9 protein-coding genes are annotated in these 12,153 nt (G+C 66.0%); 2 read left to right on the forward strand and 7 right to left on the reverse strand.

Annotated elements, in window-relative coordinates; genetic code table 11:
* Nucleotides 1-9: 9 nt before the first annotated feature.
* The 6 genes from ACZ5XO_RS10390 to ACZ5XO_RS10415 form a co-directional block, all read right to left on the reverse strand.
* Complete coding sequence (locus ACZ5XO_RS10390) at nt 10-891, reverse strand: ThuA domain-containing protein (protein ID WP_464162282.1); 882 nt, start codon at nt 889-891, stop codon at nt 10-12.
* A 66-nt stretch (nt 892-957) separates the two neighbouring features.
* The gene (locus ACZ5XO_RS10395; protein ID WP_464162283.1) at nt 958-3,696 is read right to left on the reverse strand and encodes a TonB-dependent receptor plug domain-containing protein; all 2,739 of its coding nucleotides are present in this window, start codon (nt 3,694-3,696) and stop codon (nt 958-960) included.
* A 109-nt stretch (nt 3,697-3,805) separates the two neighbouring features.
* Nucleotides 3,806-4,690: an HpcH/HpaI aldolase/citrate lyase family protein gene (locus ACZ5XO_RS10400; protein ID WP_464162284.1), complete on the reverse strand. Its 885-nt coding sequence runs from the start codon at nt 4,688-4,690 to the stop codon at nt 3,806-3,808.
* Nucleotides 4,687-5,961 carry a CaiB/BaiF CoA transferase family protein gene (locus ACZ5XO_RS10405; RefSeq protein ID WP_464162285.1) on the reverse strand — a complete coding sequence of 425 codons (1,275 nt, stop codon included), beginning with the start codon at nt 5,959-5,961 and terminating at the stop codon, nt 4,687-4,689. The genes ACZ5XO_RS10400 and ACZ5XO_RS10405 overlap by 4 nt, the downstream gene beginning before the upstream one ends.
* On the reverse strand, nt 5,954-7,702 hold the full coding sequence (locus ACZ5XO_RS10410; RefSeq protein WP_464162286.1) for a thiamine pyrophosphate-binding protein: 1,749 nt from the start codon (nt 7,700-7,702) through the stop codon (nt 5,954-5,956). The genes ACZ5XO_RS10405 and ACZ5XO_RS10410 overlap by 8 nt, the downstream gene beginning before the upstream one ends.
* An 11-nt stretch (nt 7,703-7,713) precedes the next feature.
* Nucleotides 7,714-9,144, reverse strand: a complete 1,431-nt coding sequence (locus ACZ5XO_RS10415; RefSeq protein ID WP_464162287.1) for an aldehyde dehydrogenase family protein — start codon at nt 9,142-9,144, stop codon at nt 7,714-7,716.
* Between the two features lie 197 nt (nt 9,145-9,341).
* Between ACZ5XO_RS10415 and ACZ5XO_RS10420 the strand changes: the two genes are divergently transcribed.
* On the forward strand, nt 9,342-10,226 hold the full coding sequence (locus ACZ5XO_RS10420) for a LysR family transcriptional regulator (RefSeq protein WP_464162288.1): 885 nt from the start codon (nt 9,342-9,344) through the stop codon (nt 10,224-10,226).
* On the opposite strand, the gene ACZ5XO_RS10425 is transcribed toward ACZ5XO_RS10420, so the two are convergent.
* Nucleotides 10,227-10,559, reverse strand: a complete 333-nt coding sequence (locus ACZ5XO_RS10425) for a hypothetical protein (protein ID WP_464162289.1) — start codon at nt 10,557-10,559, stop codon at nt 10,227-10,229. It lies immediately after the preceding gene.
* 274 nt (nt 10,560-10,833) lie between these two features.
* Between ACZ5XO_RS10425 and ACZ5XO_RS10430 the strand changes: the two genes are divergently transcribed.
* On the forward strand, nt 10,834-12,081 hold the full coding sequence (locus ACZ5XO_RS10430) for a TetR/AcrR family transcriptional regulator (RefSeq protein ID WP_464162290.1): 1,248 nt from the start codon (nt 10,834-10,836) through the stop codon (nt 12,079-12,081).
* The last annotated feature ends 72 nt before the right edge of the window (nt 12,082-12,153 follow it).

The following is a 12,153-nucleotide window of genomic DNA, read 5'->3' on the forward strand; positions in this document are numbered from 1 at the left end:
TTGCGATTTTCATTGTTGGGGCGCGTCGGGCGTGACGTCGGCGTCGGTCAGGCCGAGGGCCCACTTGATGCCTTCGAGGTGGAAGGTGCGGACGGCGGGGTCGTCCCAGATCTGCTCGACGTGACCGAGCGAACTGACGAAGACCCGGCCCTTGCCGTAGGTCTTGGCCCAGGCGACCGGGAAGTCGCCGTCAGGACGACGCGCCAGTTGCTCGGGCGTCAGGCGCGACGGATCAAGCCGCAGGATGGTGTGGACGCCGCCCTTCACATAGGGCGCGCCCATATAGGGAAACTGATCGGTGATGGTGGTCGGCAGGCCAGCCGCGCCGGGGAAGTTCGGGTCCGACACGATGACGCCCGTCGGCTCGACCCGGTACTCGCCGGCCATGAAGCCGCCGATCATCTCGCCATAGTCAGGCCAGTCATAGAAGGCGATCGTCGCGGCGTGGCCGCCGATGAAGCCCTTGCCGTCTTCCTTCACGAAGGCCAGCAGATCGGCCTTCTGCTGCTCGGACAGATTGCCCGAGCCGCTGCTCAGCAGGAATACGGCGTCGAAATAGTTGAGGTTGCGGGCATTGACGGGCCGGCCCTCATAGCGCGTGCCGGTCCCGAGAATGGGCTCGCGGGTGATCAACTGGGAGTCGGTGCGCAGGAAGGCGACATAGGCTCCGCTTTCACGCCCCATCTGCTCGATCACCGCCATGGCGTGGTTGATCGAGTCGTGATGGAAGCCGGTCTGGACGTCGGCGATGACCAGCAGCTTCTTCTGTCCGGCGTAGGGGTCGGGCATGGCCTGGCTCGGCGCGGGCGCCTGGGCGGCGGCGAAGCCTGCGCCCGCCCAGACGGCGATCGCCGTCGTCAGCGCCGCCAGCATCAACTTCAGTTTGATCACTTGGTCCCTCCTCAGAAAAACAACCTGACCGGAGACGGCCCCTCGCCGCCTCCGGTCAGGGCCGGCTCAGAACGCCTTGGTCAGCTCCAGCGACCAGACCCGGCCGAAGGGGTTGTGGTTGCCCAGGTCCACCGCCGTCGTGCCGCTGAGCACGATAGGCGGCTGCTCGTCCGACAGGTTCTGCACGTTGACGGCCAGGCGGACCCCGTCGAGCACGCCGCCGAAGCGGCCGTCCTCGAAGGAATAGGCGACGCCCGCATCCCAGGTCGTCCAGGTCGGGATTTCCGTCTCCGGCAATTTCACGCCGTTCACGGTAATGGTCGCATTGTTCAGGTAGGATCCGACGTAGTTGGCGCTCAGGTTGGCGCTGAGACCGCCGCGACGATAGTTGACGTTGAACCGTCCGCGCTCGGACACTTGGAAGCCATAGGTGTCCAGGGCGTCGAACAGCGGGCCGCCGGCGACCACGCTCTTCTCCAGGTTCAGAACCTTGGAGAAGCTGGCGTTGAAGGTGAAGTCGCCGAACGAGGTCTCGTGCAGATAGTTGGCGCCGAAATCGAGCCCGCTCTGCTTCACCTCACCCAGGTTCAACCGCCCGCCCGCAATGATGCCGACCATGGAACAGTCATTGATGGTCGAGGGAGAGAAGACCGCGTTCTTGTCGTTCAGCCACGGCAGGTAGGCCGGGTTGTAGGTCGAGTAGTCGCCGTTGACGCAGGTCGTGGGCTGCGGGGCCTTGATGAAGAAGTCCTTGTACAGCTCCAGGTTTTCCGGGCTGGAGAGGATCAGGGTCTGGTTAGGGAGGTTCTCGATCCGGTCTTCGTACCGCACATTGTAGTAGGTGACGCTCAACTTGAGCGAAGGCAGGTAATTGGGCCGATAGTCCCCGCCCAGCGACCAGATGGTCGCCGATTCCGGGCGAAGCCCCTCCGTGTTGCCGGTCCGCGACAGGACCGCGCTCTGGCCGGAAGAGATGTTGGTGATCGGGATGGTCGGGTCATTCAGACCATTGCTGACATAGACCCGGTTGGTCTGGCCCACCGTGGCCGGGTTGGCCTCGATCAGGGTCGGCGCCCGGAAGGAGGTGCCCCAGCTGCCGCGGATCAGCAGTTCATCATTGGGACGCCAGGTCAGACCGATCTTGGGATTGGTGGTGTCGCCCGCATCGGAGTAGCTGTCGTACCGAAGGGCGGCGCTCAGATCGAGCGACTGCATGAAGGGCACGCCCATGTCATCCGAAACGATGGGCACGAAGACTTCGGCAAAGGCCGACTTCACGTCACGATCGCTCTTGGTGAACCGTGAGACCTGATAGTCGCCGGCCAGATTCAGGGTGTTCTGCGCCTTAAGATAGAGCTTGTAGCGCGAGTACTCAGCCCCCGCCGCCAGACGAACCGCACCGGCCGGCATGTCGAACAGGACCCCGTCCACCTTGCCGACTGCGTCAAACAGGACAGTGTCGTATTGCTGGATGAAGCCGCCGACCAGAGCCTGGGCGCCCGCCTGCGGACCTTGCAGGAAGGGGTTGAAGCCCCACGAGGCGTTGCTGGCGATGACATTGGCGACGGTCGTGTTCACCTGCGGCTGGCAGACGTTGCACGAGTCCGTCTTGCCGTAGGTCAGAAGGCCCGAGAACCGATAGTCCTTCGGCAACTCCAGCGTCATGTCGATCGAGTGGTTGATCGTCTCCTCGCGGTTCTTCTGATGGCGCGAGGTGTCGGGGTTGTTAAGCGAATAGTTGTAGACAACGGTCTGGTTCGCCGTCGGATTGGGCATGCCCGGAATATAGTAGGGGCTGCTCGGCGTCAGGCGGATGGCCACCCGCTCGAAACCGTCGCCGGACCGCGATTCATTGGTCCGCAGATTATAGATGCCAGTATAGCCCACCTCGAAACCCGGGGCCAATTCCTGTCGCAGCTTAAACATGGCCGCATGGCGTTCACGGGCGGTGTAGAAGTCGTACAGGTACGAAGAGTCATACAACTCCGGATCGCCGCTTAAAGCGATCACGTCCGCCGCCGTCGGCACGGCGCCATTGGTATTGGGCAGGCCATAGACCGTGTTGCCGATGATCAGGGCCCCTGGCGCATCGGGATAGACTGTCGTGCCGATAAACCGATTGTCGTTGCCGCCGAAGGGACGCAGATCCTGCATCATATAGTCCCGCTCACTGCGCGGAACGCTGTCGTTCTTATCCCACGAGCCGGCGAACATGGCGCTGCCTCCGGCCCATGTCCTGCCGATCACGCCATCGACAACATACTGATTATACAATGAGTTGGTGTAACGAGTCGTGACTTCCGCGCCATCATAATTGCGACGGGTGATGTAGTTGACCACGCCGGCCACGGCGTCCGAGCCATAGATGGCCGAAGCGCCGTCGGTGACGACCTCGACCCGTTCGATCGCGGAAAAGGGAATGAGGTTGGGATCGGACACCTGGGCGTTGCCGCCTTGAGGCACGACGCGTCGGCTGTCGAACAGGACCAGGGTGGCGTTGTTGCCCAGCCCGCGAAGGTTGACGCCGGCGGCGCGGCCGCCCGACGAGGCCAGGGTCGTGCCCTGACTGGAGGCCTGCGGCAGGCTGGCGACCAGGGCGCTGGCTTCACGCGCCGGCGCCTGGACCAGATCTTCGCGCGACATGCCTACCGTGGCCGAACCGACGGGCGCCACGCCCCGGATCGCAGTGCCGGTGACGACAATGTCCTCGACCTGAACCGCCTGCTCCGGTTCCGGCTCGGCTTCCTGCTCCTGAGCCACAACCGAACTGGCCGAAAAAAGCCCGACCGCGGCTGCCGTTCCCATCAGAATACGACGGATGTTTCTCCCCTCGCCGTTAGACAGCGAGCTCCGACCTTCCTTACGCATTGCATACTCCCCATGCTGACGACTTCTTTTGAGTCGTCATTTTTGTTTATTTCTTAGAACTAGATTTGAACTTGCTCTCTATTGAACTATTGCGATCAAGAACTCCGATCGCCCTACTCAAAACAGGTTTGTCGATCATCCTGCCGTTGACTGCGAAGGCCCCCTGCCCCGCCATGCGTGCGGCGTCGACGATCGCCAAAGCTTCAGCCACCTCGGCCTCGCTCGGCGCGAACACGGCGTTCAACACGGCGATCTGATCCGGATGGATGCAGGTGGCGCCGACATGACCCAGCCGACGCGAGCGCTCCGCCAGCCCGCGATAGGCGTCCAGGTCGTCAAAGCGCGTGGCGCCCCCCGCCAGACCCAAGGGCAGAACGCCAGCGGCCACGGCGGCGATGATCATCTGCTGACGCGGATAGGTCAGCAGCGCCTCGGACGGCTCGACCCCGAGATCGCGCGCGAAATCTTCATTGCCCAGGTTGACCGCAGCGATCCGCGCGCTGGCCCCCAGACTGGACGATATAGACAACAGGCCCCGCGCCGTCTCGATCAGCACGACAAGACGCGTCGCGCCGATCTGCAGGCCCGCCACTCGCTCGGCTGCAGCGATGACCGGCTCCAGCCGCTGGATGTCCTCCGCCCCTTCGACCTTGGGCACGACCAGGGCGACGGCGCCGGCGGCCACAGCGGCGGCGATGTCGGCGTCGGCCAGTTCCGGCTCGGCGTTGATCCGCACCAGCACGTCGGCGCCCCAGCGCCCGACAGCCTTGACCGCCGTCTTGAGCGCCTTGCGTGCGGCGGCCTTGTCCTCGGTCGGCACGGCGTCCTCGAGATCGAGGATGACGGCGTCCGCCTGAGCCAGCCGCGCCGAAGTCACGTGCTTCTCGCGGTGGGCCGGGACATATTGGAGCGAACGCCACACCGTGGTCATGCCGCATCCTCCGCCTGAGACGGCGCGGCGCCGGCGACGACGCCCTCGGCGATCAGGCCGGCGACCTGCGCTTCGTCCAGCCCCAGTTCAGCCAGCAGTTCGGCGTTGTGCTCTCCCAGCATCGGCGCCGCCGCCCTGATCGAACCCGGCGTCTCGGACAGACGCGGCACCACGTGATGCATGGGCAGCAGATCGAGCTCGGGATCGGGGTAGTCAGCCAGGATTTCGCGCTCGATGACGTGCGGGTCCTGCATGATCTGGGCGATGTCGTAGATCGGCCCGACCGTGACCTCGGCCGCCTCCATCAGAGCCACCAGTTCCGCCTGATCGTGACGCCCGATGAAGTCGCCGATGGCGGCGTCCAGTTCGATCACGTTCGCCAGTCGGCCGGCATTGGTAAGAAAGCGCGGGTCGGAAGCCAGATCGTCGCGATCGATGGCCTTGAGAATGCGCATGGCCATCGTCTGGGTCGAACCCGACAGGCCGACATACTTGCCGTCACGGCAGCGATAGACGTTGCGCGGCGCCGAGTTGCCGGACCGGCTGCCTTCGCGTTTGCGACCCTGCCCCGACAGTCGATAGTTGGCGGCCTGCGGACCCAGCAGGGCGAATAGGGGATCATAGAGCGGCAAATCGATCACCTGCCCCTTGCCGTTCGGCCGTTCGGCCTCGCGCAGGGCCAGCAGGGCCGCCGAGGCCCCGTAGGAGCCGGCCACGCCGTCCGCCAGATACATGGGCGGCAGCACCGGCTCGCGGTCAGCGAAGCCGTTGATGGCGGCGAAGCCGGACATGCCCTCGATCACCGTGCCGAAGCCCGGCCGTTGACCATAGGGACCGTCCTGCCCCCAGCCGGAAACGCGCACGATCACCAGCCTGGGATTGATCCTGTGCAGAACCTCCGGGCTGAAGCCCATCTTCTCCAGCACGCCGGGACGAAAGCTCTCGACCAGGATGGCGGCGCTGGGGACCAACTTCAAGAAGATGTCGGCCGCCTGCGGATTACGCAGGTCCAGACCCAGGCTCTTCTTGTTGCGGGCGTAAATCTTCCAGTGTGTCGAGACGCCCTTTGTCTTCCAGCCGCGCAGGGTGTCGCCAGCCGGCGGCTCGACCTTGATCACCTCGGCGCCGAAATCGCCCAGGATCTGGGTCAGGACATTGCCCGCGAACAGACGCGACATGTCCAGCACCCGGACCCCGTCCAGCGGACCGACAGCCTCCGGCTGATAGTCCCGCCGGTGGAGCCCCTGATGAAGCGGCGGGCCGTCAGTCATTGCCGGTCGCCAGGAAGTCAGCGATGTCCCAGTAGCCGGTGCGCGGCATCGGCACGTCGCCGCGCGTTCGCACTTCCAGCAGGAAGGCCCCCCGCTCGGCCATGGCGGCGCGAACCCCCGCCTCCAGATCGGACGGCTCCTCGATCAGGGCCGACCGGATGCCGAACGACCGGGCCAGAACCTGGAAGTCGGGGTTGTAGAGCTCGCCGTCCGGCGAGCGGAATTCCGTGCCCTGCCGGTTGTTGAAATAGGTCGTGCCGACCGTGCGGATGGTCGAGTAGCAGAAGTTGTTGAACAGGACCCACAGCACCGGAATGTCCAGTTCGACCGCCGTCGTCAGCGCGCCCAGAACCGACATCAGCCCGCCGTCGCCGACCAGACCCAGGACCTTGCGATCCGGCGCGCCCATGGCCGCGCCGACGGCGGCGGCCGGGGAATAGCCCATGGTCGCCATGCCGCCGCTGGTCAGGAAACCGTTCCGGCCCTGGATCTCCAGCTGCTGGCCCGCGCCGTTCTTGTTCCAGCCCACATCCGTGACGAAGATGGCGTCGGCGGGGGCGGCGTCGGACAGGACCTTCAGCAGGCGCGCCGGGTGGATCGGCCTGGTGTCGATCTCCTGGGTTTCCTTCAACTCCTCGCGCCAGGCGGCCTTGCGCTCGTCAAGCAGCGCCCGCTGGGCCTGGATCACAGCCTGAGGCCGCGGCTGCTCGCCCAGGGCCGCCGACAGCTGGGTCAGGGTCGCGCGGGCGTCGCCGACGATGCCTATATCGACCGGATAGCTCTTGCCGATCTCCTGCGGGTCCAGGTCGATCTGGATCAGTCGGGTTCCGGGAATGTTGAAGGTGTGCTCGGGTCGCCAGGAGCTGCAGTCCGCCTCGCCGAAGGCGGTGCCGACGGCCAGGATGACGTCGGCGGTGCGCGTGGTGTCATTGGCGACGCGCGCGCCCCAGATGCCGGTCGTGCCCAGCGACAGGGGATGGTTTTCTGGGAAGACGCCCTTGCCCACCAGGGTGGTGGCCACCGGCGCGCCCAGTTGCTCGGCCAGCGCCTTCAGCGCCTCATAGGCGCCGGACAGGGCCACGCCGTTGCCGGCGAAGATGACCGGATTGGTCGCGGCCTTCAGCATGGCGACGGCCTCGGCCACGCCCTCCGCGTCGCCCATCGGGCGGGCGAAGTTGGGACGCCGCGAGCGGGTCTGGGCTTCAGCTGAAATCTTCTGGGCGAAGACATCCATCGGAATGTCGAGCAGCACGGCGCCGGGGCGTCCGGTCTGGGCGATATTCAGGGCCCGATGCATGACGTCAGGCAGGTGACGGGCGTCGTCCACGCGCCAGACCCGCTTGCAGATAGGCTTGAAGATGTCGCCCTGCGACGCGTCAGCGTGCAGGCGCATGCTCTGATGCGCCTCGCGCGGGTGGTGATAGGTCGGCGTATTGCCGGTGATGACCAGCATCGGCGTCCCGTCCATCGCCGCCGAGGCCACGCCGGTCACCGTATTGGTCAGGCCGGGCGACAGGTGGACGTTGATGACCGCCAGCTTGCGCGACACGCGGTAGTAGGCGTCGGCGGCGTGAACCGCCTGCTGCTCATGGCGGAAGGAGACGTATTCGATGCCCAGCCGGTCGCAGGCGTCGATCAGGGCGTAGTTGGTATGGCCGCACTGGCCAAAGACCTTCTCGACCCCCTCGTTCTTCAGGCATTGGGCCATGAAGATGGCGCCGGTTACGCTGTCTGCTGACATATTCAAATCCATCACAGGGTGATCGTGACGAGACGCTCTTCGGTCATCTCGCGCATGGCGTAGCGGGGGCCTTCGACCCCCACGCCGCTGTCCTTGACGCCGCCGAACGGCATCAGGTCGACGCGGCTGCTGGAGGCTTCATTCAGGTGCACCACGCCGACGTGCAGCCGTTCGGCCGCCTTCAGGGCGCGGCTGAGGTCGCGCGTGAACAGACCTGCGGCCAGACCGAAGGGCGTGGCGTTCACGCGGTCGATCGCCTCGTCCAGCGTGTCGAACGGCAGGACGGTCAGGACGGGGGCGAAAATCTCTTCACACAGCACTTTCGAGGCCGGGTCGGCGTCGGTCAGGACCGTGGGCGTCAGGATGGCGCCGCGCCGCTCGCCGCCGGTCAGAACCCGGGCGCCGCGGTCCGTCGCCTCCCGCACCCAGGTCTCGGCGCGCACGGCCTCGGCCTCGCTGATCATGGGGCCGACGTCCGTGGCGTGGTCGCGCGGATCGCCGACCTTCAGCGCCTCGACCTGTTCCAGCAGCATGGGCAGGAAGCGGTCCATGACCGCGCGCTCGACAAACAGCCGCTGGGTCGAGGTGCAGGCCTGCCCCTGACGGCGGAACCCCGACTGTGCGCACCGCACCGCCGCCCGTTCCAGATCGCCGTCGGCGCAGACGATGGTGGCCGCGATGCTGCCCAGCTCCAGCGCTGTGGCGCGCATGCCGCGGCTGGCGCTGATCGCCTTGCCCACCGGAGTGCTGCCGGTGAAGGTGAAGAAGTCCACGCCCGAATGGGCCGCCAGGGGCGCGCCGACCTCGGCCCCGCCGCCGTGGATCAGGTTGATCAGGCCGCCGGGCACGCCGGCTTCCAGCATCAGCTCAAACAGACGTGTCGCCGACAGGGGCGTGGCGACCGGCGGCTTGAACACCACCGCATTGCCGGAAGCGAGGGCCGGCGCCACCTTGTGCGCCACCATGTTCAGCGGCGAGTTGAAAGAACTGATGCCGCCGACCACGCCGCGCGGCACGCGCAGGGTATAGGCCATGCGGCCCGACTGGCCCGAAGCCCCCTGGATCGGCACGATCTCGCCTGCCAGACGGCGGCCCTCCTCGGCCGACACGCGGAAGGTCTCGGCGGTGCGAACCACCTCGTTGCTGGAATCCTTCCATGGCACGCCGGACTCGGCGACGATCATGGCGGCCAGGGCTTCACGTTCGGCCAGGATCAGGTCAGCGACCCGGTTCAGCAGGCGGCTGCGCTCATAGGCTTCGAGGCGAACGGTGTTGAACGCTGCACGGGCGGCGGCCACCGCCGCCTCGACCTGGGCCGGCGACGCCGAGCGCACGCGGCCCAGTTCGGCCCCCGTGAACTTGTCGACGACCGCGACGGCGGCGCCTTCGCCATCCGTCCACTGACCGCCGATCAGCATTCTGATCTGATGTTCCTGTTTCATTGCCTCTTCCCTGTCCCTCGCCTCTTCGAGCGATGAGACCTTGCCGGTCGGCGGGTCGCCCCATCGCTCGGTCGAGACCATTGGTAACGACCGCCAAACTCAAGAAATAGTGACGTTTGCTGGATCGATAGATGACGTTTTGTTATGTATCGATCAGACAGCGCCTTCACGGCGCCGGCCCCGAACGGGAGAGCGCCTTGAAGTTCGAGTTCCTGATGACCCTGAACTCCGTCCTGCGACACGGCAGCTTCGCCAGCGCCGCCGACGACATGGGTCTGACCGCCAGCGCCGTCAGCCTGCAGATGAAACGGCTGGAGGAGTATGTGGGCCAACCCCTGTTCGACCGCTCAGGCCGAACCGTGCGCCCTACCCCGCTCGCCAGCGATCTGGCGGAGAGCGTCCGCACCGCCCTGGACGCCGTCGAAGAAGCGCGCACGCGCCATTCCGCCGCCCTGTCGGGCCGCGTCGTCATCGGGGCGATACGTTCGCTCCAACCCACCATGATCCCTCTTGTTCTGCAGGAGATCGGCGGCCGACACCCAGGTCTGGCCGTGCGCGTGATCCAGGGCGATTCCGGCGAGCTGCTTGACCATCTGAAGGCGGGACGTCTCGACGGCGCAGCCCTGATCCGGCCCACCTCGGGCGGCTCAAGCCGTCTCGACTGGCAGGATCTGGAACGTCAGCCCTTCGTCTTCGTGGCGCCGCCCGACAGCACGGAATCCACGGCCGAGGCCCTGATCGCGCGCTACGACTGGATTCAGTTCGACACCTCTCTGACCAGCGGACGCACCGCCGCCAGCCACCTGCACCGCCTCTCGCCCGGCACACGGCCGCGCTTTGAGCTGGAGTCCATTGAGGCGGTGCTGGCCATGGTGTCAGCCGGTCTGGGCGTGTCGATCATCCCACGCCTGCCGGTCGCCCCGACGGCGCGGGCGCCTGTGCGCCAAATCCCGCTGGGCGTCAGCACCCCGACGCGTCAGATCGCCTTCGTCTGCCGCAGCGGCGACGCCGACAACCGGCGTGTCCGCGCCATCCGCGACGCCTTCACCAACGGCTACGGAATCGCCCGCGACAACACCTGATCAGCCGCGCGGAGCCGCTTCTGCCTTGCCAAGGTTTTCAGTGAGATAGTCGGAGATCTCGTAAAGATCGTCCTCGGGCGCGGTCATGCCCTTGGCGATCATGCGCGAAATGACCTGGTTCCATTCGTCCTGACTATGCCGCTGCGTCGCGAACATGCCCACCGAGTGGCACTGGCCGCACACACGCTGCGTCATCTCGCGACCCGCGCCCTCAGGCAGGACGTTCGACGCAACGGCGGCGGCCGGCGGCGCTTCCTGCGGCGTCCGCGTCATGGCTCCCAGCCCTCCGGCCAGAACCACGCCCCCGATCAGACAAACGATAGTCCCCTTCATCACACCCTCCATCCCCGCAATCACAAACGCTGCAGGAAACGGCAGTATGCATGCAGAAATCGAGCTCGCCACACTGAAGTCGCCGGCCAGCCGGCCGCAAACACGCCCCGCCGCCGTTTAGGCGCGGCCGGCGCCTGCCATGAAACGCGACACTGCGACCCGCCTCCGGGTCTCGCGCCAACTTCCTCATGTCGCCTGCGGATGGCAAAGACGGATGTTTGCGATTTCAGGTGCATCGGGATCGCCAACACCACGACAACGCTGCGGGCCTCACATGACGATGATCGCGACCCCTCGCTCCATAGCGGCTGACCGTATCGTCGCTGCGGCGATGACGCTTGTCGCCGAGCTCGGCCTGGGCGGATTGACCATGCGCGACCTGGCGCAGTCCGTCGGCAAGAGCACCACCGTCATCGTCAACCTGTTCGGGTCCAAGTCAGGCCTGATCGAGGCGATAGCCATCGCGGCCCTGGAGCAGGACGAGGCCTATCATGAGACCTTCTTCTCCAACCTCGACGGCCTGACCTTCGGACGCGACGCCCTGCTTGCCCTGACCGGACGCTATCTGCGCGAACGCGCCCGCGACTCAGCCAGCTTCGTTCGGGTCTGGGAGGAGTTGCTGGTCTCGCCCGAGCCCGGCGCTTTCCTGCCCCCGTTGCTGGCGCGCTGGGAGGCCATGCGGCGCGAAGCCTGGACGGCCTTTCTCGCCCGATCCCCCGGCCTTGAGGCCTATGGCGAAGTCATTTCGACCTACCTGATCATCGAGCAGTTCTACGTCGGAGCGCTGGGCGAGCGGGCGGACTATGAGATGATCGCCGCCGAAGGGCTAGGCGGGCTGGTCGATCGCGCCTTTGGCCGCGGCGACGACCCCGCGCCGGCCAGTGAAAGCTATGTAGAACACCTGACGATTCCGCTGGCGCCGGCCGACGGCCTGGAGGCGGGCTCGCTGAAACTCCGGCTTCTGGACGTCGCGGCGGATCAGATCCTGGCCCGTGGCGTGGCGGTCGTCACCAACCGGTCGGTCAGCACGGAGGTCGGCACCTCGACCTCGACCATCGCCTACCACTGGGCCGACATGCGACGTTTCATCATGGACGCGATTTGGCACGCGGTGTTCCGCGAGATGCCGGGCTACCTGGACTATCGTCACCCCGTTCGCGGCAGCCCGCCCAATCTGCAGCGCTGGGGCGAGCTGATGGCGCGCACGCTGACAGTGAACGGGACCAAGGGGCACGGGTTCTACGTCAAATACGCCCGGCTGATCGCACAGGTCTGCCTGGAAGCTCGCAGAGACCCCGCATTTCAGGAACTGGCCATGATCCTGCGCGGACCGGAAGGCGGCGGCACCTACGTCAACCGGGCGGAACTATGGCCCGAGCAGTTCGATCTGACGCGGCGGGCGGCCACCCGTTTCGCCCTGTGGATCAAGGGCGCGGCTCTCATGGGCGGCGCGACCGGAGACGCGCCCGACGCCGCCCGTCTCCAGCGAGCCGCCGCGATCCTGGTGGCCGAGCGCACGTAAAACGAACATCTGTTCCTGAGCCTCCGCCACCAAAAGACAGCAACACTTCAAATAAGCGTCACGAAAGCATTA

It is taken from the genome of Brevundimonas sp. T2-11 (assembly GCF_055397675.1).

Bases quoted from the DNA above. Each gene is read 5' to 3' on its own strand.
- ACZ5XO_RS10395 (WP_464162283.1), bottom strand. From the start codon at position 3,696: ATGGGAACGGCAGCCGCGGTCGGGCTTTTTTCGGCCAGTTCGGTTGTG.
- ACZ5XO_RS10400 (WP_464162284.1), bottom strand. From the start codon at position 4,690: ATGACCACGGTGTGGCGTTCGCTCCAATATGTCCCGGCCCACCGCGAG.
- ACZ5XO_RS10405 (WP_464162285.1), bottom strand. From the start codon at position 5,961: ATGACTGACGGCCCGCCGCTTCATCAGGGGCTCCACCGGCGGGACTAT.
- ACZ5XO_RS10410 (WP_464162286.1), bottom strand. From the start codon at position 7,702: ATGTCAGCAGACAGCGTAACCGGCGCCATCTTCATGGCCCAATGCCTG.
- ACZ5XO_RS10415 (WP_464162287.1), bottom strand. From the start codon at position 9,144: ATGAAACAGGAACATCAGATCAGAATGCTGATCGGCGGTCAGTGGACG.
- ACZ5XO_RS10425 (WP_464162289.1), bottom strand. From the start codon at position 10,559: ATGAAGGGGACTATCGTTTGTCTGATCGGGGGCGTGGTTCTGGCCGGA.
- ACZ5XO_RS10430 (WP_464162290.1), top strand. From the start codon at position 10,834: ATGACGATGATCGCGACCCCTCGCTCCATAGCGGCTGACCGTATCGTC.